The organism is Pontibacterium granulatum (genome assembly GCF_029961155.1).
In the GTDB taxonomy this organism is placed as follows: domain Bacteria; phylum Pseudomonadota; class Gammaproteobacteria; order Pseudomonadales; family Balneatricaceae; genus Pontibacterium; species Pontibacterium granulatum.
Window position 1 is genome coordinate 18,714 of record NZ_JASBRH010000026.1, and the last position, 22,066, is coordinate 40,779.

Annotated in this window: 24 protein-coding genes; 10 read left to right on the forward strand and 14 right to left on the reverse strand. The window is 53.4% G+C overall.

Annotation, left to right across the window (positions count from 1 at the left end; translation table 11 throughout):
• Nucleotides 1–197: 197 nt before the first annotated feature.
• From QKW35_RS18000 to QKW35_RS18010, 3 genes are all read left to right on the forward strand, one after another.
• The gene (locus QKW35_RS18000; RefSeq protein WP_282355384.1) at nucleotides 198–635 is read left to right on the forward strand and encodes a LysR family transcriptional regulator substrate-binding protein; all 438 of its coding nucleotides are present in this window, start codon (nucleotides 198–200) and stop codon (nucleotides 633–635) included.
• Between the two features lie 126 nt (nucleotides 636–761).
• Nucleotides 762–1,529 carry an SDR family NAD(P)-dependent oxidoreductase gene (locus tag QKW35_RS18005; protein ID WP_282355385.1) on the forward strand — a complete coding sequence of 256 codons (768 nt, stop codon included), beginning with the start codon at nucleotides 762–764 and terminating at the stop codon, nucleotides 1,527–1,529.
• A 10-nt stretch (nucleotides 1,530–1,539) separates the two neighbouring features.
• Nucleotides 1,540–2,295, forward strand: a complete 756-nt coding sequence (locus tag QKW35_RS18010; RefSeq protein WP_282355386.1) for an SDR family NAD(P)-dependent oxidoreductase — start codon at nucleotides 1,540–1,542, stop codon at nucleotides 2,293–2,295.
• A gap of 100 nt (nucleotides 2,296–2,395) precedes the next feature.
• Here the strand turns inward: QKW35_RS18010 and QKW35_RS18015 are convergent, their stop codons facing one another.
• Nucleotides 2,396–2,704: a cytochrome c gene (locus tag QKW35_RS18015; RefSeq protein ID WP_282355388.1), complete on the reverse strand. Its 309-nt coding sequence runs from the start codon at nucleotides 2,702–2,704 to the stop codon at nucleotides 2,396–2,398.
• A gap of 305 nt (nucleotides 2,705–3,009) precedes the next feature.
• Between QKW35_RS18015 and QKW35_RS18020 the strand changes: the two genes are divergently transcribed.
• The 4 genes from QKW35_RS18020 to QKW35_RS18035 all read left to right on the forward strand — a co-directional run bounded on the left by QKW35_RS18020 (nucleotide 3,010) and on the right by QKW35_RS18035 (nucleotide 6,607).
• Nucleotides 3,010–3,555, forward strand: coding sequence for a GbsR/MarR family transcriptional regulator (locus QKW35_RS18020; protein ID WP_282355389.1), 546 nt, complete (start codon nucleotides 3,010–3,012; stop codon nucleotides 3,553–3,555).
• 67 nt (nucleotides 3,556–3,622) lie between these two features.
• The gene (locus QKW35_RS18025) at nucleotides 3,623–5,008 is read left to right on the forward strand and encodes a cytochrome ubiquinol oxidase subunit I (RefSeq protein ID WP_282355390.1); all 1,386 of its coding nucleotides are present in this window, start codon (nucleotides 3,623–3,625) and stop codon (nucleotides 5,006–5,008) included.
• On the forward strand, nucleotides 5,001–5,999 hold the full coding sequence (locus tag QKW35_RS18030) for a cytochrome d ubiquinol oxidase subunit II (RefSeq protein ID WP_282355392.1): 999 nt from the start codon (nucleotides 5,001–5,003) through the stop codon (nucleotides 5,997–5,999). The genes QKW35_RS18025 and QKW35_RS18030 overlap by 8 nt, the downstream gene beginning before the upstream one ends.
• 263 nt (nucleotides 6,000–6,262) lie before the next feature.
• Nucleotides 6,263–6,607, forward strand: coding sequence for a DUF2956 domain-containing protein (locus QKW35_RS18035; protein WP_282355393.1), 345 nt, complete (start codon nucleotides 6,263–6,265; stop codon nucleotides 6,605–6,607).
• 140 nt (nucleotides 6,608–6,747) lie between these two features.
• On the opposite strand, the gene QKW35_RS18040 is transcribed toward QKW35_RS18035, so the two are convergent.
• Nucleotides 6,748–7,335 carry a 2-hydroxychromene-2-carboxylate isomerase gene (locus tag QKW35_RS18040; RefSeq protein ID WP_282355394.1) on the reverse strand — a complete coding sequence of 196 codons (588 nt, stop codon included), beginning with the start codon at nucleotides 7,333–7,335 and terminating at the stop codon, nucleotides 6,748–6,750.
• A 34-nt stretch (nucleotides 7,336–7,369) separates the two neighbouring features.
• The gene (locus QKW35_RS18045) at nucleotides 7,370–8,101 is read right to left on the reverse strand and encodes an SDR family oxidoreductase (RefSeq protein WP_282355396.1); all 732 of its coding nucleotides are present in this window, start codon (nucleotides 8,099–8,101) and stop codon (nucleotides 7,370–7,372) included.
• Nucleotides 8,102–8,227: 126 nt separating this feature from the next.
• Here QKW35_RS18045 and QKW35_RS18050 point away from each other — a divergent pair, with 126 nt between their 5' ends.
• The gene (locus QKW35_RS18050; RefSeq protein WP_282355397.1) at nucleotides 8,228–9,100 is read left to right on the forward strand and encodes a LysR family transcriptional regulator; all 873 of its coding nucleotides are present in this window, start codon (nucleotides 8,228–8,230) and stop codon (nucleotides 9,098–9,100) included.
• 10 nt (nucleotides 9,101–9,110) lie between these two features.
• Here the strand turns inward: QKW35_RS18050 and QKW35_RS18055 are convergent, their stop codons facing one another.
• Both QKW35_RS18055 and QKW35_RS18060 read right to left on the reverse strand, forming a co-directional pair.
• A complete protein-coding gene (locus QKW35_RS18055) occupies nucleotides 9,111–9,440 on the reverse strand; it encodes a hypothetical protein (RefSeq protein WP_282355398.1) in 330 nt (109 codons plus the stop codon).
• A 157-nt stretch (nucleotides 9,441–9,597) separates the two neighbouring features.
• Nucleotides 9,598–10,497: a LysR family transcriptional regulator gene (locus tag QKW35_RS18060; RefSeq protein ID WP_282355399.1), complete on the reverse strand. Its 900-nt coding sequence runs from the start codon at nucleotides 10,495–10,497 to the stop codon at nucleotides 9,598–9,600.
• 127 nt (nucleotides 10,498–10,624) lie between these two features.
• Between QKW35_RS18060 and QKW35_RS18065 the strand changes: the two genes are divergently transcribed.
• Both QKW35_RS18065 and katG read left to right on the forward strand, forming a co-directional pair.
• Complete coding sequence (locus QKW35_RS18065; protein ID WP_282355400.1) at nucleotides 10,625–10,918, forward strand: putative quinol monooxygenase; 294 nt, start codon at nucleotides 10,625–10,627, stop codon at nucleotides 10,916–10,918.
• Between the two features lie 225 nt (nucleotides 10,919–11,143).
• Nucleotides 11,144–13,351, forward strand: coding sequence for a catalase/peroxidase HPI (gene katG / locus QKW35_RS18070; RefSeq protein ID WP_282355402.1), 2,208 nt, complete (start codon nucleotides 11,144–11,146; stop codon nucleotides 13,349–13,351).
• Between the two features lie 429 nt (nucleotides 13,352–13,780).
• Here katG and QKW35_RS18075 read toward each other — a convergent pair whose 3' ends face one another.
• The 9 genes from QKW35_RS18075 to QKW35_RS18115 all read right to left on the reverse strand — a co-directional run bounded on the left by QKW35_RS18075 (nucleotide 13,781) and on the right by QKW35_RS18115 (nucleotide 21,950).
• Nucleotides 13,781–14,065, reverse strand: a complete 285-nt coding sequence (locus tag QKW35_RS18075) for a hypothetical protein (protein WP_282355404.1) — start codon at nucleotides 14,063–14,065, stop codon at nucleotides 13,781–13,783.
• 157 nt (nucleotides 14,066–14,222) lie between these two features.
• Entirely contained in the window at nucleotides 14,223–15,047 is an 825-nt protein-coding gene (locus tag QKW35_RS18080) for a hypothetical protein (RefSeq protein WP_282355405.1), read from the reverse strand.
• A complete protein-coding gene (locus tag QKW35_RS18085; protein ID WP_282355406.1) occupies nucleotides 15,047–15,556 on the reverse strand; it encodes a DUF934 domain-containing protein in 510 nt (169 codons plus the stop codon). Before QKW35_RS18085 ends, QKW35_RS18080 begins: the two co-directional genes overlap by 1 nt.
• Nucleotides 15,540–17,192 (reverse strand): nitrite/sulfite reductase, encoded by a 1,653-nt coding sequence (locus tag QKW35_RS18090; RefSeq protein WP_282355408.1) that lies wholly within the window; start codon nucleotides 17,190–17,192, stop codon nucleotides 15,540–15,542. Before QKW35_RS18090 ends, QKW35_RS18085 begins: the two co-directional genes overlap by 17 nt.
• Nucleotides 17,193–17,296: 104 nt before the next feature.
• Complete coding sequence (locus QKW35_RS18095; RefSeq protein WP_282355409.1) at nucleotides 17,297–18,235, reverse strand: LysR substrate-binding domain-containing protein; 939 nt, start codon at nucleotides 18,233–18,235, stop codon at nucleotides 17,297–17,299.
• A 23-nt stretch (nucleotides 18,236–18,258) separates the two neighbouring features.
• Entirely contained in the window at nucleotides 18,259–18,585 is a 327-nt protein-coding gene (locus QKW35_RS18100; RefSeq protein ID WP_282355412.1) for an AzlD domain-containing protein, read from the reverse strand.
• Nucleotides 18,585–19,304 carry an AzlC family ABC transporter permease gene (locus QKW35_RS18105; protein WP_282355413.1) on the reverse strand — a complete coding sequence of 240 codons (720 nt, stop codon included), beginning with the start codon at nucleotides 19,302–19,304 and terminating at the stop codon, nucleotides 18,585–18,587. Before QKW35_RS18105 ends, QKW35_RS18100 begins: the two co-directional genes overlap by 1 nt.
• 123 nt (nucleotides 19,305–19,427) lie before the next feature.
• Nucleotides 19,428–20,537 carry an FAD-binding oxidoreductase gene (locus tag QKW35_RS18110; RefSeq protein ID WP_282355414.1) on the reverse strand — a complete coding sequence of 370 codons (1,110 nt, stop codon included), beginning with the start codon at nucleotides 20,535–20,537 and terminating at the stop codon, nucleotides 19,428–19,430.
• Nucleotides 20,538–20,600: 63 nt separating this feature from the next.
• Nucleotides 20,601–21,950 (reverse strand): NAD(P)/FAD-dependent oxidoreductase, encoded by a 1,350-nt coding sequence (locus QKW35_RS18115; RefSeq protein WP_282355416.1) that lies wholly within the window; start codon nucleotides 21,948–21,950, stop codon nucleotides 20,601–20,603.
• Between the last annotated feature and the right edge of the window lie 116 nt (nucleotides 21,951–22,066).

Below are 22,066 nucleotides of genomic sequence, written 5' to 3' on the forward strand. Positions count from 1 at the left end.
ATTGGTAGCTGATTCCCTTGTGACGGTCGGGACCGCGACAAGGGAATAAATAATCACATATCAGTCGTCCGTGGCGGCACCAACACCAGCTTGCCCACAAACCGCTTCGACAAAAACACTTCCTGCGCTTCACAGATATCCTTAAGGTCAAAGGCCTTGGCCACCAGCGGTTTGATCTCACCGCGCTCGATAGAGTTGTGTCAGGGGAATCCGAAAACAGTGACGAGATGCAACTCTGGAACGAGCGTCTTATCTGGTCCTCCCCGCTTAGCTCACCGCTTGAAGAACAAACCAAGTTGCCGATCGCACAGCTGAAATGTGACTGCATCCTGCGAGATATTTTCCTTGCCGATCTTAAGCGCGCCGAGATCTCCTATCAGGTTGTGTTCTCAAGCCCGGTGGTTGATAAACTCGCGTCTGCCGTCGAAGAAAACCTCGCGATCACCCTGCTACCCGAGTCCGTTCTGCATGCCAACCGCACCAGCAAAGTCCCGAGCAACCTGATCAAAAGCAATCGCACGCTGAGTATCAACATGATCTACCGCCCGGAGATCGACGACACCACGCTGGAAGCGGTCTCTAACTGTATGCGTCAGGCCTCCAATAACCAGCGGCATACAGCCGATATGACATAACAGCACTTAATCACTTTACAAATAGTTAAGCGAACACGACAAAATGATCGTTTGTCGCCGCCGGCCCGCTTGGACAAAATCGCCTCAAGAGATCGCTTCACAAGAACAATAAGAGGAGACAGTGCAATGCGATTTGAAAACCAAGTGGTGGTTATTACGGGTGCGGCTGGTGGTGTGGGCAGAACACTGGTCACGCTGTTCGCCAAAGAGGGCGCGCAGATGATGCTGGCGGACATGAACGAAGCAGGCTTACAGGAAGCAGCTAGCGAAGCCCAAAACTACGGTAGTAACGTCGCCTATCTTGCAGGCAACTTGCGCGAAAAAGATTACTGCGAGCAACTGATCACGACCGCCGCAGAAACCTTTGGTGGCGTGGATATTCTGCTCAATAACGCAGGCATCATCCCCCGCGGTACCATCGAAGAAACCACGGACGAGATGTGGTTTACGGCGATGGATGTAAACCTCAACGCGGTATTTTTTCTATGTCGGGCGTCGGTCCCACACATGAAGCGCCGGGGTGGCGGTGCTATCGTCAATACCTCGTCGGTCTGGGGTACCTATCCAGGTCCCGGTCACGTTGCGTACTGCACCAGCAAAGGTGCGGTGGCTGCACTCACTAAAAACCTGGGCCGTGACTGCGCACCCATGCAGATACGTGTAAATGCCGTCTGCCCGCACGAAATCAACACACCGATGATCCGCTCCGGCTTTGAACGTCGAGGACTCGATCCAGATAAAGCGATCGATGAGCTGAATAAAACCGTACCGCTGGGCCGTATCGCCGAGCCCGAGGATATTGCCGATGCGATCGCCTTCCTGGCATCCGACGAAGCACGCTATATAGCAGGTGAAACCGTTGAAGTAACCGGCGCGAAGCCGGTATCAGGCTGAGGACCAAACAATGAATCTGAACAACAAACTCGCCGTTGTTACCGGCGGTGGTCGTGGTATCGGCCGTGGCATTACGGAAAAACTACTGGCGGCAGGTGCCCGTATACTAATCGCACAGCGTCAGCCTCTGAATAATGACCTGTCGGAAAACGAAAGCGTCTCCTACATCTACTCAGATCTGACCGAGCGGGAAGCACCCTATCAGATCGCAAAGGCAGCAGCTGAACTGGGTGGCTGCGATATTCTGGTCAACAACGCCGGTTTCATGTTCGAGAAAACCCTCGACGAGATGAGCGAAGATGACTGGGACCAGATGATGATCGTTAACATGCGCGCACCGGTCTTCCTGGCAAAAGCCCTGCTGGAGCAGATGCGCGGAAAAGACAGCGCCAGCATCATCAATATCGGTTCAATCGAAGGCATCGGTGCAAACCCATATCACGCGGCTTACTGCGGTTCCAAAGCAGGTGTACACGGTTTTACCCGCGCACTCGCCGTCGATCTGGGCAAGGACGGTATACGCTGTAACGCCATCGCACCGGGCTGGATAAACTCAGACCTGAGTAACGATTACATCAACGCCCAGTCCAACCCGGAACAAGCCCGGCAGGACCTTTACGCCCTGCACCCAATCGGCCGTACCGGCGAACCCGCCGACATCGGTGCAATGGTGGCGTTTCTAGCATCAGAGGAAGCGGCGTTTGTAACCGGTCAGGTGTTTGTGGTGGATGGCGGAAGAACGGCTAAGTTGCCACTGCCGTTTTAACAGACGAAGCAGCGTCCGCTTGCAGGCTGCAATCAGCCAAAAAATACGCGAAGCTACAGACGCTGCTATGCCATATCAAAACAAGGCTGGATATCCCCTGCTACTCACGGTAATCATCGAGGCACGCTTTGCAGGACTGCGCTAATTCAGAATATGCCTTAGCAGCAGCCTTGGAATTTCTGTTTATACCTGCCTGCTGAAGTCGCTCTGAAGCCTTGATTTGAGTTTCTTCACGCGTCTCAAACTGCTCAAACTCTTCCCAGATTAGATTAAGCGCTTCCGATGTATGTGGATTCGAATTCTTAGGAAAGTACTCCGTAAGTTTCAATGCCCAGCGACTAATGGCCTTCGCCTCATCATTGATCGTATCAAAGTCGTTGTTGCGAACAGCCTTTTTGAGCAGCTTCATAGATGCTTTGGATTATGCAACCTATTACCAAGTATCTTCGAATAACTCCAGCATCTGGTCGATGGCGGGTTTAGAAAATTCTGTAGCATAGATGGCACTAGGGTCGGGAACAGAGTTAGGTAGGTTAGATCTGAATCCATACGGTCACCAAAAGCATGACCTCAGATACACTGACCAACCCCTCCCCCGCGTAGCAAAAAGCGCTCAACATACAACCCAAAAAGCAAGAATCTGATAAAAACCAATTGACCCAGATCAATTTTTATTTAAACTTTCAGAAAATACTGAAAGTTCGGAATGTTCTGATGAAAATGACAGAGAAGATTGAATCTTTCGTAATGCATTGCGGAGAGATGGGAAGCCGATGGGGTTTTAACCGCACCGTTGGCCAGCTGTACGGCTTGCTGATCATCAGTAAAGAACCGCTCAGCGCTGTAGATATTGCAGAGCAACTTAATATATCCCGCGGCAACATTAGCATGGCGATCAAGGAACTACAGGCCTGGCGGCTGGTGCAGGTCAGTCACCGCCCAAAAGACCGTAAAGAGTATTATTCACCCGCCGGTGATATCTGGGACATGGCCATACGGGTATTTGAAGAACGCCGTAAACGCGAAGTGGATCCAACATTGTCGCTCCTGCGAGACAACCTCATGGATGAGCCCGCTAATGACAATGAACGCTATGCCCAGGAGAAAATGGGCGAAATTCATGACCTGTTGGAAACCATCACCAATTGGGCGGGCGAGCTACAAAACATGAGCCCAGATAAGCTGAACACGCTGATGAAGCTTGGCGCGGGCGTCAGCAAAGTAATCGATATGAAGGACCGCCTGTTGCATAACAGCTAGCAATTGTCATGAGCATCAGGCCTTCCTTTCGATGCTCTCATGTTTCAACATTTTCTTGAGGTGGGTTATGGTTGAAGAAACCCTTATGCTCTCGCGCCTGCAGTTTGCCGCGAATGTAAGTTTCCACATTTTATTCCCTACAATCAGCATTGCGCTGAGTTGGTTCTTAGTCGCTTTCAAAGTTCGTTTTAACCAGACCGGTGATCCTGTTTGGATGCGCGCCTACCGCTTTTGGGTAAAAATCTTTGCGTTAACCTTCGCCTTAGGGGTGGTTAGCGGAATCACCATGTCATTTCAGTTCGGTACCAACTGGCCAGGCTTCATGGAAACGGTTGGGAACATTGCCGGCCCGTTGCTCGGTTACGAAGTCCTCACCGCATTTTTCCTGGAAGCTGGCTTTCTCGGCATCATGTTGTTTGGCATGAACCGGGTGTCGAACCGTGTCCATACCGCGGCAACGATCATAGTGGCGGTCGGCACAGCGTTATCGGCATTTTGGATACTGGCGTTAAACTCGTGGATGCAAACACCTCAAGGCTTCGAAATGCGTGATGGGGTCGCACATGCCACCAACTGGTTTGAAATTATCTTTAACCCTTCGTTTCCTTACCGCCTGATCCATATGGTGCTGGCGTCGGCGCTAACGGCGACCTTTCTAATTGCCGGTATCAGTGCATATCGCCTGTTAAAAGGAGACGATAAACGAGCCCCAAAACTAACCCTTAAAGTTGCCTTATTCGTTGCTGCAGTGCTGGCACCTACGCAAGCGCTGGTAGGCGATTTTCACGGCCTGAATACGCTAGAAAATCAGCCACAGAAGATTGCTGCGATGGAGGGCATTTGGGAAACCGAAAGCCGCGTCCCTCTGCTGCTGTTTGCTATCCCGGATGAAACCTCACGGGAGAACCACTTCGAAATTGGCATCCCTGGCTTAGCCAGCCTGATCCTCAAGCATGACATTAACGGCGAATTACAAGGTTTAAGCGAATTCGAAGGAAACCATCCGCCAGTTGCGCCAGTGTTTTATGCATTCAGGATTATGGTTGGTATCGGCATGCTAATGATGGCCATTGCCTGGTTCGGTAGTTTCCAGTTAATGCGCAAGGGCCAGGTGTCCGCGCTGACGCTTAAAGCAATTGTCGCTATGAGTTTCTCTGGCTGGATTGCAACCCTGGCAGGCTGGTATGTCACAGAAATTGGGCGTCAGCCTTGGTTAGTCAGTGGCGTCTTAACGGCACAACAAGCGGCAACTGATATTGCCCCGGCCAATGTCGCCATCTCGTTGGTGATGTACTGTGTGCTCTATCTGGTGCTGCTTGGTGCGTATCTACATACGCTCTTTGTTATGGCGCGGCGCGCGGTGGAAATCGAAGAGATCAAACCGGAAGAGATCGCGGACGCACGCTCTCGTACAGGCCAAAACACGATCAAAGGAGAGGCACGTTATGTTTGACGCCAACACACTTGCGATCATTTTTATCGCGCTGATGGGTCTGTCTGTCATTCTTTATGCCGTACTTGATGGCTACGATTTGGGGGTGGGGATATTACTGCCTCTGGAACATGATCAGCATAGTGATCGCATGGTCGCGTCAATCGGCCCCTTCTGGGACGCAAATGAAACCTGGTTGGTCTTGGCAGTCGGCTTATTGCTGATCGCTTTTCCATCAGCACACAGCCTGATCCTCCGTGAGCTTTACCTGCCCACCGCCATCCTATTGATCAGTTTGGTACTCCGTGGCGTAGCATTTGATTTCCGGGCCAAAGCACCGTTTAGCCATAAACCCACCTGGAACCGGGTCTTCAAAATTGGCTCATTGCTGGCAGCACTCAGCCAGGGTTATATGTTGGGCATGTATGTTATGGGCTTTGAGGAAAGTTGGGCCGCTGTGGGATTTAGCCTACTGAGTGCCTTAGGGGTCGCTGCCGCTTATACCTTTATCGGGGCCTGCTGGTTGATTATGAAAACCGAAGGTGTACTGCAAAAACGGGCCGTTGGCTGGGCTAAAAAAGCGGTGGGACTGTGTATTGTCGGTACTTTTGCGGTTTCAGTGGTCAACCCCTGGATTAACCCGACGGTGTATGGGCGCTGGTTAAGTTGGCCAAATGTGCTTTACCTGGCTCCGTTACCAATCCTGTGCATGCTGCTGTTTGCGTTTAACTACCGTGCCCTATCGAAACTACCGGCCTCAGGCGATCGTGGTTGCTGGATACCCTTTGTTTCAGCCGTGGCGATATTTCTGCTGTGTTTCTTCGGCCTGGCGGTCAGCTTTTTCCCATACATCGTACCGGGACAGCTCACCATATGGGACGCAGCGGCAGCACCTGAGTCTCTGACCATTATCTTGTGGGGCGCGATTGTTGTAGTCCCAATTATCCTCTGTTACACCGCGTTTGCTTATCGGGTTTTCTGGGGCAAAGTAGACGAACTGAAATACTATTGAGGGCTTAGTGAGCTAAAGCTTGAGCGTACGTTATGGGTTAAGCTTGTCTAGTCCGATTCGGCTTGCCCTTAACTGACCAATACACAGGCTCCCAATCGGGAGCCTGTGACATTTCACCAATAGCCATATCGAACCGCCGACATTCCAGTTAAGAATTGAAGTGAGTCCACGATTAAAAGCAGACTTTCCAGTCTAAGAGCCAGCACGCCAACGTGAAAACGGTATACTTGCCTTTTTAGCCGCTGCGAAGGAAACTGCGAACCATGGCAAAGTCCCCGAGAAAAGAAGTTGTATCGGACGAAACCAAAACGGACGCACTGAAAATCGCCCGTGCCACCCAGAAGCCGGGCCAGACCAAGGAACAGACCAAACTGATCGCCCAGGGAATCGAGAAAGGGATTGCTCAGTACAAGAAACAGCAGAAAGCCAAGGCCCGCGAGCTGGATCGCCAGCGCAAAAAGGAGAAACCTGCAGCGTCTGCCGCTTCCTCAGGAACGGGATCTAACATACCAACGACGGCTCAGCCCGGCTCTAAACTCCCCTGGATTCTACTTCTACTCTCTTGGCTGGCGTTCGCCGCTTACCTGTTCCAGCAACAAGGGAACTGAGTTTTTGCTGGCGCTGCGTTCTTAACCCAAATTGCGGTTTCCATTTCGGGAAAATGGTCTGTGTCCGCTTTGTAGCAAAGCGGACATTTCGGCCCCAAACTCAGATACTGTTTTACAGCGGTGTTCAGAAAGTGCAAATCTCAGTCTGTCAGTGCCCTTTCTACCCACTCCAGCCGATCCTGCCCGAAGTAGATCTCGTCATCGACAAACATTGTCGGCGCACCGAACACGCCACGCTCGGAGGCTTCTCCGGTTGCGGCAATCAACGCCTGTTTTATCTCTGACTGAGTCATCGCTTCCATCACTTGTGCAGCATCAAAACCCGCTTCATTGAGCACATCGGTCAAAACCTCTGCATCGGACAGATCCTTCCCATCGGCCCACGCGGCTTTGTACATCGCCTGGCAGTAAGCCTCGATGCAGCCCTCTTCTAGCGCCCACATCGCACCACGCATGGCACTGACAGTGCTGAAGATAAAATGCGGATTCATCTGGTACGGAATGCCGTAGTACTCGGCATAGCGGGCGAAGTCTTTTTGTATCCACTCCCACTTTGCCGGAACAGTGATCGGACTGGTGTTGCCTACAGCTTTGAAAACACCACCCAGCAACATCGGCTTGTAGTTGATTGTTGCGCCCGTACGCTCGCAGATATCGTGCAAACGCTTAAAGGCGATATAGGACGCCGGACTGATGTAGTCGAAATAAAAATCTACCGTCTTGCTCATCAATAATTCCTCTTATTGTTGTTCGTCTGTTGGATTACCAAGGCTCTGCGTACGGACGCACATCCTGCTCGAAGGTCCAGGTGCTGCGCGGTTGGTTATGCAGTTGCCAGTACACGTCCGCCAGTTCGTCCGGTTGGATAATGCCGTCATCGCCTTTACTGGCGTAGAGATCAGGCAGGAACTCCTTAGTCGCCTGGTTCTCAATCAAGCCATCAACCACCACATGGGCCACGTGAATCCCCTGCGGGCTCAATTCACGCGACATGCTCTGTGCCAGCGCCCTCAACGCATGTTTACCACCTGCAAATGCAGCGAAGCCACTGTTGCCGCGAACGCTGGCCGACGCGCCGGTAAACAGAATCGTCCCTTGCTGACGGGTGAGCATTTTCTTCGCCACTTCCCGCCCCACCAGAAAACCAGCCAGAGCACACATCTCCCACACCTTGCGGTACACACGGCTGCTGGTTTCAGTAATGCTAAAGCGAACATTTCCGCCGACGTTAAAGACCAATACGCTGATTGGCCCCAGTTCGGATTCCACTGTCTCGACCAGATTGATCACCTGATCTTCATCCCGTGCATCCGAATGCATCGCCCTCGCCTCAGATCCCAGCGTCTGAACCTCATTGACTAAGGTATTCAGGTCGCCACGACGGCGGGTGGCGACGATGTGAAATCCCTCTTTGGCAAAGCGTCGGGCAATGGCCGCACCCAGGTGATCACCCGCGCCGATGATCAGTGCTATAGGCCTTTGAGTTGTTGTCATGCCCCTTTCCTTCTTGTCTGCGTGATAACTAGAAAAAGTGTATGACGCAGCATAAAATAATTAAAATCGATTATTTGAATAATTACGATAACTACTAGTTATGGCTATTCTCTTGAGGGGTACGATGTGGAGCTACAGCAATTAAGACTTTTCCTGGCGGCTGCCGAATCGGAAAGCTTCACCCGTGGCGCCGAGCGTGCCTTTGTGTCCCAACCCGCCCTTTCGGCATCCATCTCCAAACTGGAATCGGAGATGGGGGTGAAACTCTTCACCCGAAATAAGCGTAACGTGGTACTTACGCCAGCAGGCAGAATGCTCTTAAAACGGGCAAAGATCATTGTGGGAGAGTGTTCCAAAGCAAAAGACGAGCTACGCTTGCACGACGTGCAGCGTATTCTTCGACTGGGCGTAATCAATACCCTTCCCATCACCCAGGTCGCGCGCTTGATCGAACAGTACCGTCGAGAAAACCCAAGCCTGACGTTGAGCGTAATTGATGCCAGCGGACCGGAGATCGAAAGACTGGAGCGGGAAGATCGTATCGATCTGGCACTGACGCTGTTATCGGATCAACCCGGCAACACTCGCATATTCATGCACACCAGAGAGTTGTTTCGTGAATCCTATGTAGTGGCGATGTCTCCCGATCACCACCTCGGTCGATCACCGCTGGTGAGCCTGGAAGACATCGCCAAAGAGTCGTTCATAGCCCGCTCCCACTGCGAGCATCGACGCATCATCCAAACCCTGTTGAAGTCATACGGTATACGATTAAATGTCACCTACGTGACCAATCAGGACGAACGCGCGTTGGCACTGGTTGCAGCGGGGGTTGGCATTGCGATTGTGCCCGAAGGCTACCGCTCGCCCGGCATTGTGACCTGTCCGCTAAAGGAGATGCAGGACCATCGGGCAATTGGCTTTGAATGGGGATCAGGCGAAAGCGAGGAAGAGGTTACGCGCTTTGTGGAGTTTGCCAGCACAGCGCGTTGGAAGTGAGGTGCGGGTGTCAATTCACCCGCATTGCATCAATATGCCAACACACCCGGCCAAACACAGTGCGATCGCCGGTACCGATCAGCTCAAGCGGCGACTTACCTTCGTAGTACGGATCGTCGTGCGGTGCTGACATATAGCCGTATACTTCTTCGGGATCGTTATAGATAGAACTGAGATCCGAATGGATGTTGAGTACGAAGGTGACACGCTCACATTGCTCATCACTCAGGACTTCAGGAAACGGTTGATCAGGATCGAGTTTAAGAATTGCCAGTGCTTGGTTTGGCGTGCATTGCCATTGCGCCAGGATATGTAATGCGTTGGTTAGGCCGGTGCTCATAGGTGTTACCCCCGATTACAACACGTTGGGTATCCCGCCAGCGCCAGTGCAACTGGCCGGATACATAAATAATAGAATGTCCGATCAATTCTAGGTAATCCTGTGATTGTGGGAGTAGATCTTGGTCAAGTCCGAGGCACCTTACTACGTCTGCTGCTCACAGCTCCGATAACACCTCAGCACATCTCTCTCGCAACAGATCGCGCAACATCAGTATTGCTGGTGTAACCTGCTTTCGGCTTGGGCAGAGCAACCATGCATTGAGTGGTTCAGACTCGTACTCAGGCAACAGCCTCACGATATTGCCCGCCCGCAGATCCGCGCTCAGATCCAGGCCAGATTTAAATGCGATTCCCTTACCCGCAACCGCCCAGCGTCGCACAATATCCGCATCGTTACTTTCGCGATTTCCTTTCACCTGAACTTTGTGACGCTCACCGTCTTTCATAAACTCCCAGGTATCGAATGCCCGACTGCCGATCAGGTAGCGTAAACAGTTATGTTCGCGAAGCTCCTCGGGATGTGTGGGTTCACCGTATTTGGCCAGGTACTCTGGTGACGCAAACGCAATGCGTTTTGCCGTTGCGATCTGAAACGCGACCATGCTGGAGTCTTCCGGCTCACCATAGCGCAGCGCGACATCCACCCGATCCAGATAAAAGTCCGACAGCGAATCCCCCACGCTCAGATGCAATGAAAGCTCGGGGTGTTCCTCCATCGCCTCATCCAACCAGGGGAGCACGATATTGCGTCCCAGATCCGAAGAAACCGACAACCGGATCTCCCCGGCGATTTTGCCGCGCATGGCATCCAGCGAGGCTTTACCCTCCTCCAGCGAATCCAGAGCATTACGGCAATAGAGCAAAAACCGCTCCCCCTCGGAGGTAATGCGCAGTTGACGGGTGGAGCGGATAAACAGCTGCACTTCGAGCTGCTTCTCCAGTCGCTTCAGCGCGGCGCTAGCCGCAGCAGGCGTAATCCCCAACTGATCAGCCGACGCGGTGATACTGCCGGTATCAGCCGTACGAATAAACAGAGCAAGATCGGACGTATTCATTATCAAAAATATATTGAAACTAACTAAATGATTACCCTGTTTTTAGCTTAATTAGATTCGCACACAATGTCTCTATCCATTGCTATCATTGCTCCATTAAACGGACCATGAACCAAGGAAATACACCATGAGCACTCCTCTCACCATTGTTGCACGTATTGAGGCCAAACCAGACCAAGTCGAGCTGGTGAGGTCCGAATTGATCAAGCTGATCGAACCAACCCGTGCGGAAACCGGCTGCATCCAGTACGACCTGCACCAGGACAACAACCAACCAGAGGTGTTTCTGTTCTTCGAGAATTGGGAAACCCGTGAACTGTGGCAGGCACACATGGAAAACGACCACCTGAAAGCCTATCTGGCAGCGGTCGACGGCGCAGTAGCCAACTTCTCAGTGAGTGAGATGAGCCGTATCGGTTAACCTTTCCCTTCGCGATGGCCGATAGATTGAAACTTGCTCTCTCGTCTATATCTACCGGCCTGACTCGACGCCAGCCTGCATCAGCCGAGGCGTTTTTTCGTTCGCTAAAAAATAACTATCAACCCGTTCAATAAAACCAACTGTGCTCTCTCCTTAATCTGTCCTACCTTGAATACACCGTCGTTGAATTAGCACTCAACCAACAGTTTCAAGCAGGTGAACACAATGGATACCAAGAACACTTCTGCAGGCAAATGTCCGTTTATGCACGGAGGCAACACGCGCATGGGCGGCAGCGGCACCAAGAATTTGAATTGGTGGCCCAACCAGTTAAACCTCAAAATACTCCACCAGAACGACAGCAAGTCCAACCCGATGGACAGCGGTTTTAACTACGCTGACGAGTTCAGTAAACTGGACCTCAGCGAAGTTAAATCCGATATCGAGCACGTGCTGACCGACTCTCAAGACTGGTGGCCAGCGGATTACGGTCATTACGGCCCGTTCATGATTCGTATGGCCTGGCACGCAGCGGGCACCTACCGTAGTGCCGATGGCCGTGGTGGCGCTAACACCGGTAACCAACGTTTCGCGCCTCTTAACAGCTGGCCAGACAACGGCAACCTGGACAAAGCCCGTCGCCTGCTTTGGCCGGTGAAGAAGAAATATGGCAATAAACTCTCCTGGGCCGATCTGTACATTCTGGCCGGTAACGTAGCAATCGAATCCATGGGCCTGAAGACCTTTGGTTTTGGCGGTGGCCGTGAAGATATCTGGGAACCAGAAGAGGACGTTTACTGGGGCAGCGAAACCGAATGGCTCGACAACAAACGCTACAGCGGTGAGCGCGAACTTGAAGATCCGCTAGCCGCCGTACAGATGGGCCTGATCTATGTGAACCCGGAAGGCCCTGACGGCAATCCTGATCCGATCGCGTCGGGTAAGGACGTGCGCGAAACCTTCGCCCGTATGGCGATGAACGACTACGAAACCGTCGCCCTGACTGCTGGCGGTCACACCTTCGGTAAAGCCCACGGTGCAGGTGATGCCGCCCATGTTGGGCCGGAACCGGAAGCGGCACCGATCGAAGAGATGGGCTTCGGCTGGAAAAGCACGTTCGCCAGCGGAAAAGGTAGCGACACCATCACCAGTGGTATAGAGGGTGCGTGGACACCCAACCCAACCCAGTGGGACAACGGTTACTTCGATGTATTGCTGGGCTATGACTGGGAATTGAGCAAAAGCCCGGCCGGTGCCCATCAATGGATACCCAAAAACCTGGCGGAGAACGACCATGCCCCTGACGCCGAAGACGCATCCAAACGCGTGGGTATTATGATGACCACCGCTGATATGTCGATGCGTGAAGACCCGGCCTACCGCAAGATCTCCGAGCACTTCCACCAGCACCCCGACGAGTTCGCCGATGCGTTCGCCCGAGCCTGGTTCAAGCTAACTCACCGCGATATGGGACCTAAGTCTCGCTATCTGGGTCCGGAAGTGCCGGCTGAAGACCTCATCTGGCAGGACCCGCTGCCAGCAGTTCATCACGATCTGGTGGATGCCAGCGACATTGCTCAGCTGAAACAAACCATTCTGTCCTCCGGCCTGAGCGTGCCGCAGTTGGTGTACACCGCCTGGTCATCTGCCTCAACCTATCGTGGATCAGACCATCGCGGCGGTGCCAACGGTGCACGTATCCGCCTGGCTCCCCAGAATAAGTGGGAAGTGAACCAGCCTGATCAGCTGCATCAAGTACTGCGCAAATACGAGTCAATACAGCGTGACTTCAACAATGCTCAATCCGGCAACAAAGCGGTCTCACTAGCCGACTTAATTGTACTGGGTGGATCGGCAGCCATTGAAAAAGCGGCGCAGGATGCTGGTTTCAGTATCAACGTACCATTCACACCGGGTCGCGCCGATGCTAGCGAAGATCAAACCGACGCAGAATCTTTTGACGTGCTGGAGCCAGTGGCTGATGGCTTCCGCAACTATCAGAAAGCTCGCTACAGTGTTTCCGCGGAAGAGCTGCTGTTAGACCGCGCCCAACTGCTCACCCTGACCGCACCAGAAATGACTGTGCTCGTCGGTGGCTTACGTGTGTTGGATGCCAACTATGGCCAGTCCAAGCGTGGCGTGTTCACCAACCGACCAGGTGTACTGAGTAACGACTTCTTCGTCAATTTGGTCGACATGAGCACCGAATGGAAACCGATCACCGAAGAAGCGAACGAGTTCGAAGGCCGTGATCGTCACACCGGCGCCCTCAAATGGACCGCCTCCCGCGTTGATCTGGTGTTCGGCTCCAACTCACAGCTGCGCGCCCTATCCGAGGTGTACGCCAGCAATGATTCACAAGAGAAGTTCGTGCACGACTTCGTGAATGCATGGGTGAAAGTGATGAACGCGGATCGATTTGATCTGAAGTAGAACTGATCAGGTGTGCAGTTCGCCAAAAGAGGCCTACAGAGGCCTCTTTTTCTTGCGCGTTCCAAAGTGTGACGCAAAACCTATCCATCACAATGCGTGTTAGCGCAAGGCGGCCAACCATGACCAATCTCTGCCACTCATGCCGCGTACCACTCGAATACCCTGTCTTTAAAGGTAGATCAGAGATCTATACAAATACGGTGTAGCTGAAACCGGAAACCTGAAATCACAAAAGAACGTGCAACGGGGTGTCCCACTGTGGCTGAAGTCCTGGCAACCGGAGATTGATGATGAGACGGCGTTAGCGCGCGGGTCACTTTATGAAAGCGATGCCTGCGTGGCGTGATCAACAAGCACGGATTGTGTTGCTTGGGGCGGGAAGGAGGAGCATCCGGTCAGATGCCCCCGCCCTGCGGGTAATGCAGAACCTTACATCAACTCACTTGGGTCAATCACAACGCCCAGAGAGTTTTTGTCGATCATCTTATCCTTCGTGGTTTCTTTGTACCTGAAGGTCACTTTCTTGCCGATTTCGATTGGCAGCTCTTTGTCAGGTGACAGGTAACTAAATTCCTCAGAGTCTACGGTGATGCGGTGAATGTAGTACTGAGGCATGCCCACCCAATCGTTGTAAGGCCCTTCGGTTTTTACTGCTTCCATGATACCCCGACCGACCTTCTTCGGATTGGCACGCTTGTATCCTGATCTTCTCATACTTAACCTTCTTTCATTCGTGCAAATAGCGATTGCTCTGTATAGGCTAACACAGCATGAGAGAAAGGCTACCGTGACAAGGCAATCCGTTGCGATCTGTCCTGGTTGCGGACATGGCTAAGTAACTGCGAGGCATGAGAAAACATGTCGCTGCCTTTTATAACGGCTTAAACCAGTGGTAGTTCGGTTCGCTCTGGGCGTTATCGATATTTTCGGGCGGCGTCACACCTGGTTTGCCCTTAGCTCCATATGAGCGCATTTCCAGATTAAAGCGGAACCCTGAGCGTGGTTCAGGGCTGCTGCCATGAAGGTGAGCACTGGAGAAACAGAGCAGATCACCCGGTTCGATTAGGATCGGAATACCGTTGTCACTGTTGATCGCCTCTTTCGCTTCTGGGGCGTAAGGGTAATCGATCTGGGCATCTGAGGATTGGGATCGCGCCAAGCGGCGGGCTTCACGAAACGCTTCGAACGACCACTCTGCAGTCGTGTTGGCGACAGGCTTGCTCCAATAGTCAGGATATAAAACCAAGGTATTCGCTTCCGAGATGGGATACAGCGGCGTCCACCAGTTGATCTGCTGCTGGATATTACTGCCCCATGTGTCCCGGTGATAGCCGATACTGCCTCTAAACTGCGCCTGCGAATTTTCCGTAGGCGGAACGCACCGCAGGAACAACTTATCCGCAAAATTACGCGTAACATCCATTCCACTCTGTGCAAGGGCGTGGGCAAACAACTCCCGTGTTTGAGGCATTACATTAAACCGCTGTTGCAACGCTGCCATCCGTGCACTGAAGTCACTTGAGTACACATCAACATCCTCAAACCAATCCCCCAGGGTTTGCCGAACCAACCGATCTAACAAACCCTGTAGTGCCTGCAGCGCTGGGATCTGGCAAAACACCACCAAATCCCCACGAAACAGAATCTCATTCCGTACGTCATCACTCAGTGCCTGAGTGCTACGGATGATCTCCATCAGCTTAGCTTCTGCGTGCGTCGATGGAACGGTGTTCGCGGTGAAGTCACACTGCCCTGATAGCTCTCAGCGCTGAGGCTGAGCAGCTGAAGCGCCTGTTCCAGATCTTTCTGTTCTGAGAGTACAATCGCATCAAACCCACAACGCAGCAGGTATGGCACCTGGTCGGGCAGCAAAGCCCCGGTCGCTCGCAGTTCACCCGTGAAACCAAAGGTTTCCCTCACGAGCGAGGCATCGGAGAACCCGGTGCCATCGGTGAAGCTGGTAAAGCGGATCGCCACGACAGGCGCGGCATTGATCACCACTTCCATCTCGTCGGTCACCTGCCCCGCATCCAGCCAGAAGCCAGGCGTGTGTTCAAGCCCTTCGAAATCAGGCTGCAGCTTGAGCCATTGCTCAATCGGTAGAATCAACTGGCCTTGGGTAAGAGAGTTCGGTTCAGCGGCTTCTTCCGCCACCATTAGCCAGTTATCAAGCTGCACAGAACCATTTTTAAGAATGTGAGGCATAAACGCGTTCCTTAAACGGGGCTTTACCTAAGCGCGCGTAAACAGCGGCAAAGCTGTCGTTCTTATCCGCGCGGTGTTCTACGTAAACATCAATGATCTTTTCGACCGCACTGGCGACCCGCTCCATTGGCAACGATGGCCCCAGAACCTTGCCAACGGCAGAGCGCTGGCCCGTCTCACCTCCCAGAGTTATCTGGTAAAACTCTTCACCGTTTTTATCGACACCCAGAATACCGATGTTGGCGATATGGTGATGCGCACAAGCGTTAATACAGCCGGAAATACGCAAGCTAATATCGCCCAGGTTGTAGAGCTGCTGCAGATCGCCAAAGCGCTGCAGGATCGCCTCGTTGATAGGCAGCGAACGAGCATTGGCCAGGTTGCAGAAATCCCCGCCCGGACAGCAGACGGTGTCGATCAATGTGCCTGCGGTTGGCGTAGCGAGGTCCAGCGCGTCCAGCTGTTTCCAGAGCGCATAGAGATCCGAACTCTTCACATCGGTCAGCAACAGATTCTGCTGCTGGGTGGACCGGACTTCGCCAAAGGAGTACTGCTGCGCCAAGTCTGCAATCTGCTCCAGTTGGTGAGTTGTGATGTCACCGGGTGCTTGGTTCTTATGCTTGAGCGAGATCGTCACAATCCGGTAGCCCGGTACTTTGTGTTGCTTCACATTGCGCTCCAGCCAACGACCGTAGGCGGAGCCCTGCGCGGGTTTAGCAGCAGTTTCAGCAATCAGCGGCGCATACTCCGGTGCGCTGAAAAACGACTTCGCGTAGTCGATTTCTTCTGTCGTCAGCAGCGTATCGTCGCGGTAGTTCTTCTGATATTCCGCTTCCACCTGCAGGGTAAAGGCCTCGATACCCAAACTGCCCACCAGGATTTTAATACGTGCTTTGTACTTGTTATCGCGGCGGCCATAACGGTTATAAACACGCAAAATAGCCTTCAGATACCCCAGCAACTGTTCCTGCGGCAGGTACTCGCGCACCACCTGCGCAAGCATCGGCGTGCGGCCTAAGCCGCCGCCCACCCAGACCTTAAAACCAAGCGCGTCACTGTCGTCACGCACCAGTTGAAGGCCAATATCGTGCAAGCGGACCGACGCTCGGTCCTCGTCTGCGCCAATCACGGCGATCTTGAACTTACGCGGCAGGAAGGCAAACTCGGGATGAAGGGATGACCACTGACGGATGATTTCGCAGTACGGTCTTGGATCCGCCACTTCGTCATTACACACACCTGCCAGCGGATCGGAGGTGGTGTTACGAATGCAGTTACCGCTGGTCTGGATGCTGTGCATCTCCACACTGGCCAACAGGTTCAGGATCTCTGGCACCTCGTGCAGCTGCACCCAGTTGAACTGCACATTCTGGCGCGTGGTGATATGACAGTAGTCCTTGTCGTGATCCCGACAGATACGGGCCAGCATCCTTAACTGGTTTGACGACAGCATGCCGTAAGGGATGGCAACCCTCAGCATCGGCGCATGTTTTTGTACATACAAGCCATTCTGAAGACGCAGAGGCAGAAACGCCTCCTCACTGATCTCACCCTTGAGGTAGCGCGCCATCTGGTTACTGAACTGTAAAACTCGGTTGCGGACAACCTGATGATCAAGCTCATCATATCTGTACATCGAGGAAAGGACTCACGCTATTTGTTGTAATAGCTCACACGGTAAGGGTTCCGCCCAAACGGGTACAGGTACAATTTTTTAATAAATAGGAGCACAGATAGAAATCAGGAGTGTTCGTTCCGAAGCACAGCGGTTTGCTCCAGCACCCAACTGCGCAACATCTGCATTGCAGGTAGCTGAGCCAGATCGTTTCGACACACAAAGTAGTGCCCACGCGCTGGCGCTGGGTAGCTATCGCGTACCGGTCGAATCAAGCGGCCATCGTCCAACCGATCCTGAACCAGGTGTCGCCACCCCAGTCCTACACCAACATCCTGCAACACCGCATCCAGCAACATCGGAAAGTGGCTGAAGGTCATCTCGGCTTTAACCGGTGAGGCATCAACACCACACTGCCGCAGCCAGAAGTTCCAATCTACGGGCGACCACCAGCGTGCTCTCCAGAACTGAGGATCGAGATCCAGCAACGGATGCTGTATGAGCCCCTGCAACGTGTTGACTTCAGGGTGGGCATCTCGAAATGCAGGTGTGCACACCGGAAAGATCTCCTCGGCGAACAGGAACTCGGATTGGTAACCCGCATCTTCTTCCAACCCCAACGTGATCGCGGCATCAAACTTATCCGCGACCAGTGGGTTTTCATCCACGCTAACGAGATTGAGATGTATACCAGGATACAGACTGCGAAGCGCGTTCAATCGGGGCACCAGCCAAAGCTGGGCAAAGGAGCTGGTCACATGCAGATTGAGGTGGGCTGGACCTGAACTGTGATGAATTTCGCGGCTGGTTTCAGCAATATCGATCAGACTTCGATGTACGGTGGCGTAGAGCTTTCGCCCTGCTTCGGTGAGCTCCACCCGCCTGTGTGACCGCAGGAACAGATCAGTTTTTAGTGACTCTTCCAGATACCTGATCTGACGGCTGACCGCTGCCTGTGTGACGCACAACTCATCCGCTGCATCCTTAAAACTGCAAAGGCGTGCTGCCGCTTCAAAGGTGCGTAGCGCATTTAGCGGAGGCAGGAAGATCGGTTTTTGTTCCATACCAGCCTCTTTTCGTCAGTTAGTTACTGCAACCAGCGCAGTAACCAGAGGCAGATCATCCCACCCACCACCGGCCAGAATACGCTGCGGCTAAACTTAGCAATCAGAATACACACCAGTGCAGCCATCACCTGGGCAATATCCAGCTGGTATTCGGTCGCGGGACGGGTAAACAGAATCGCGGGGATACAGAGCGCCGCCAAAATTGCCGGCGGTAGCAGCATTAAAATGTCTTTGCTGCGATCCAGTAGTTCTCGGGTCGCGCCATGCAGTTCGATAAAGGAGACTCGCACCAGAAAGGTGCCTAGACCCACCGCGAAAAAGAGCAACCAGAGCGTAACCGTATCCATCAGCGCCCCTCCTGCGGTTTGACCGGACGGCCCAACAGTCTAGGTAGCAGCAATCCGGCACTCACACCTGCGGCAACCGCAACGATAAACCCGCTGTTATACGGCAGCATCTGAAACAACACCGCACTCAGGCCAGATACGACCGCGACGAACAGCAAAATCGGACGGGTAATCGTGGACACCAACATCGCCAGAAAGGCGAGAGGAATGGTGAACTCCAACGACCACTCGGACGGAATACTGGCGCCCAATGCGATCCCGGCGACCACTGACAGTACCCAACTCAGCCACATGGAGGTTGCTACGCCGATAAGGTACCAGAGCCGCTCACCGTCCGAGCGTTGCTGCTGCGCGGGGACCGAGCACAACCCATACACCTGGTCGGAGAGCATATAGGCCAGTGGCCAGCGTTTGATTCGCTTCATCGGCGCGAGTAGCGGTGCAAAAGTGGCACTGTAGATGGCAAAGCGCAGGTTCACGACCACCGCGGTGACGAGGATAATCACAAACGGCGCGTTTTCCTGGATGAGTTGGTAGGCAGCCAGTTGCGCAGAACCGGCAAAGAACAGCACCGTCATACCCATGATGGTTTCAGGACTCATCCCCAATGCCACACCGTTGGCACCGGCGATCAAGCCAAAGGGCAACACGCCGGATACCAGCGGCAGCAGGTCACGCACGCCCTGCCAGAATTCTGCTCGATATGCACTGAATTGCATCCACCTACCTCCGACAACCCGTTCCTTTGGTTTATTGCGCCCAAACTAAAAAAGCAGGGGACCTGGGAAGGGACCCTGCAAAGAGTGCTATGAACCTTAGGAGGGCTCAAAAAGAACTTGGGTTTAAGTTTCGATCTGTACGTCACCCTTAACTTGGGTGCAGCAAGAGAGCACGTACCCTGCTTCGATCTCTTCTTCGGTGATACCGCCGTTGTGGGCCATCTCCACATCACCGCTCACGACCTTCACACGACACGCACCACAGATACCAACACCACAGGCTTTGGCGATGTTTACGCCCGCCTCTGCTGCGGCTTCATTCAGCGTGACACCCACTTCGACTGCCGCTGTGGCATCGCTATCGGCAAACGAGATCTGCACGGTTTCTTTTGGCTGCTGCTCTTCCAGCTCGGCCTCATCGGCATGCTTCTCAGCCTGCTTAACATCTTTGGCCGGCGTTTCACCGAAGGACTCTTCGTGGTAGCGGTCCATGTCGTAACCGGCGTCCCGCAGCATGTTACGCACCGCTTCCATATACGGCTCAGGACCACAGCAGAACACCTCTCGCTCCATAAAGTCAGGCGCGATCAGGCTCAGCATATGCAGATTCATATAGCCGCGATAACCACCCCACGCCTGCCCGATCTCGTTGCGCTCACAGATCAGGTGCATCTGGAAGTTATCAATACGGGTCGACATATACTCCAGCTCTTTGGCGTAGATAATGTCGTTCGGCGTGCGTGCACTGTGGGCGAACACCATGTCCACTTCGGAATCGGTATCGAACCACCAGCGTGCCATCGACATCACTGGCGTGATACCGACACCACCGGATAACAGCAGCACCTTGTCGGCCGGGAAATCCATGCAGTTAAACTGACCCACTGGGCCGTGTACCGCAATCTGGTCACCGGATTTCAGGTTGTCGTGCAGCCAATTAGACACCTTCCCACCCGGCACACGCTTCACGGTGATGGAGAAGCTGTACGGGATCGAAGGGGAACTGGAGATAGTGTAGGAACGCATCACACGCTCACCATCAATCTCCAGCTCCAGTGTGACAAACTGCCCCGGTTTGAAGAAGAACAGCACCGGCTGGCTCATGCCGAAGGTAAACGTGGTTACGTCGTGGGTTTCAGCAATGACTTTTACACAGCGGACCAGATGACGACCGTTGGTCCAGGTCTGGGTCAGCATCGGATTCATAAAGTCAGAGGTGTTAAATTCGCTCATCAGCCTCTCCCGGTCAGGTACAAGACCTGTGGGTTCATTATTCTTGTTTAGCATTGACAGGCCCTATAATTCGATACCGGCTTGCCACTCTTTCCAGCGCATTGTCATATTAGCCCCTAATGACAAAAATGGCTCTGGTGGCAATAACTTAGGCTGCTGATGGTCGAGGAATTCGGTCAGCATTTCGGAGCTGCCCAACACCGCCTGTTCGGCCGCCATCATGCCGGACAGCGTGCCCTTAACCGTGCCCAGACCGTTCTGGCAGCAGGCAGACCACACCCGGTTTTCCACTTCGCCAAACGCGGGCATGGAATTCCAGGAAAGACACAAACGTCCTCCCCAGCGGTGTTCCATCTCGACACCTTTCAGCATTGGGAAACGGTTGGCAAACGAGCGATCCTGCAGTTTCGCTGCACGTCGCAAGTTGCTCTCGTTGGCTTCTATCGACTGGTTGAGCGTGGCATGGTTACGGATCACAATACGGTCGCCACTGCCCATCAAATTGGATGAACGACGCACGGTGGTCCCCATCGGATCAGCAGGCAAGATACCCCAATCGTCCGCACCACCCAGGCGATTTACTTCACTTGGCGTCAGTGCACGGGTCATCGATGCAAAGGTGAATACGTGCAGCAACTGACGCGGGAAGAAACCAAATGACTGTACATGGCCGTTCACCGCGAGGATCACCCCTTTGGTACGGATCTGTCCTTTTGGCGTCGTTAGGAGGTGATCGCTACCCAACGCCATCTCAACCACCGGGCTGTTTTCATAGATCGACACACGGTCGCTTAAGCCCCGTGCGGCCTGGCGGACAAACGCCGCCGGCTGGATCATCACTGCGCCCGGCGTATACAGGCCTTGGCGGTAGAAATCGCTACCGGTCCAATCTTTCATGTCCAGCGCACTTCGCAATTCGTAGAGTTCACCCAGTGCGTCCAGGTGTTTGCGGTAACTTTCGATATGGGCGATACCCTTATCAGAACCTGCAGCGGTCACTTTGCCGCATGGATCGAAGACTTTGCGTCCCATGCCGTACTCTTCGGCCATCTCAGCCGCGAAGGCAATGGCAGCACGGTTCAGACGGATCTGCTGCAGATCGTGGTCGTGTGCACCCGCGTAGGTTTCAGAATTCAGCTCGTGCGGCAGGTCGATCATAAAACCGCTGTTACGTCCGGCAGGTCCATCTGCAAGTCGGCCCGCTTCCAGCACAACGATACTGTCGTTGCCGGTCAGCTGTGCCAGCCGTCGCGCGGCTGCAAGACCGGTGAATCCGCCACCAATAACCACCCAGTCTGCCTGCACGCTGCCAGCCAATGCTGGATATTCCGGTGCAGGCGTCAAAATTCGGTTCCAGGCAGCAGGGCCAGGATCTTTTGGTAAGCGCTTAACTGTTATTATTTTTTTGCTCATGCTTTGTTCCCATCCGGACCAAAATGCTGTCCTTCAGGCGCAGGCCGCCCTGAGCCGAGACACAGGGGTGGCCCTCTCCTGTTGGAGATAACGCTTTAAGGAGAGCCTGGACCACA

What these genes read in the sequence shown, in the direction of transcription:
- QKW35_RS18005 (WP_282355385.1), top strand. Translation starts at nt 762, where the DNA reads ATGCGATTTGAAAACCAAGTGGTGGTTATTACGGGTGCGGCTGGTGGT.
- QKW35_RS18010 (WP_282355386.1), top strand. Translation starts at nt 1,540, where the DNA reads ATGAATCTGAACAACAAACTCGCCGTTGTTACCGGCGGTGGTCGTGGT.
- QKW35_RS18015 (WP_282355388.1), bottom strand. Translation starts at nt 2,704, where the DNA reads ATGAAGCTGCTCAAAAAGGCTGTTCGCAACAACGACTTTGATACGATC.
- QKW35_RS18020 (WP_282355389.1), top strand. Translation starts at nt 3,010, where the DNA reads ATGAAAATGACAGAGAAGATTGAATCTTTCGTAATGCATTGCGGAGAG.
- QKW35_RS18025 (WP_282355390.1), top strand. Translation starts at nt 3,623, where the DNA reads ATGGTTGAAGAAACCCTTATGCTCTCGCGCCTGCAGTTTGCCGCGAAT.
- QKW35_RS18030 (WP_282355392.1), top strand. Translation starts at nt 5,001, where the DNA reads ATGTTTGACGCCAACACACTTGCGATCATTTTTATCGCGCTGATGGGT.
- QKW35_RS18035 (WP_282355393.1), top strand. Translation starts at nt 6,263, where the DNA reads ATGGCAAAGTCCCCGAGAAAAGAAGTTGTATCGGACGAAACCAAAACG.
- QKW35_RS18040 (WP_282355394.1), bottom strand. Translation starts at nt 7,335, where the DNA reads ATGAGCAAGACGGTAGATTTTTATTTCGACTACATCAGTCCGGCGTCC.
- QKW35_RS18045 (WP_282355396.1), bottom strand. Translation starts at nt 8,101, where the DNA reads ATGACAACAACTCAAAGGCCTATAGCACTGATCATCGGCGCGGGTGAT.
- QKW35_RS18055 (WP_282355398.1), bottom strand. Translation starts at nt 9,440, where the DNA reads ATGAGCACCGGCCTAACCAACGCATTACATATCCTGGCGCAATGGCAA.
- QKW35_RS18060 (WP_282355399.1), bottom strand. Translation starts at nt 10,497, where the DNA reads ATGAATACGTCCGATCTTGCTCTGTTTATTCGTACGGCTGATACCGGC.
- QKW35_RS18065 (WP_282355400.1), top strand. Translation starts at nt 10,625, where the DNA reads ATGAGCACTCCTCTCACCATTGTTGCACGTATTGAGGCCAAACCAGAC.
- katG (WP_282355402.1), top strand. Translation starts at nt 11,144, where the DNA reads ATGGATACCAAGAACACTTCTGCAGGCAAATGTCCGTTTATGCACGGA.
- QKW35_RS18075 (WP_282355404.1), bottom strand. Translation starts at nt 14,065, where the DNA reads ATGAGAAGATCAGGATACAAGCGTGCCAATCCGAAGAAGGTCGGTCGG.
- QKW35_RS18080 (WP_282355405.1), bottom strand. Translation starts at nt 15,047, where the DNA reads ATGGAGATCATCCGTAGCACTCAGGCACTGAGTGATGACGTACGGAAT.
- QKW35_RS18085 (WP_282355406.1), bottom strand. Translation starts at nt 15,556, where the DNA reads ATGCCTCACATTCTTAAAAATGGTTCTGTGCAGCTTGATAACTGGCTA.
- QKW35_RS18090 (WP_282355408.1), bottom strand. Translation starts at nt 17,192, where the DNA reads ATGTACAGATATGATGAGCTTGATCATCAGGTTGTCCGCAACCGAGTT.
- QKW35_RS18095 (WP_282355409.1), bottom strand. Translation starts at nt 18,235, where the DNA reads ATGGAACAAAAACCGATCTTCCTGCCTCCGCTAAATGCGCTACGCACC.
- QKW35_RS18100 (WP_282355412.1), bottom strand. Translation starts at nt 18,585, where the DNA reads ATGGATACGGTTACGCTCTGGTTGCTCTTTTTCGCGGTGGGTCTAGGC.
- QKW35_RS18105 (WP_282355413.1), bottom strand. Translation starts at nt 19,304, where the DNA reads ATGCAATTCAGTGCATATCGAGCAGAATTCTGGCAGGGCGTGCGTGAC.
- QKW35_RS18110 (WP_282355414.1), bottom strand. Translation starts at nt 20,537, where the DNA reads ATGAGCGAATTTAACACCTCTGACTTTATGAATCCGATGCTGACCCAG.
- QKW35_RS18115 (WP_282355416.1), bottom strand. Translation starts at nt 21,950, where the DNA reads ATGAGCAAAAAAATAATAACAGTTAAGCGCTTACCAAAAGATCCTGGC.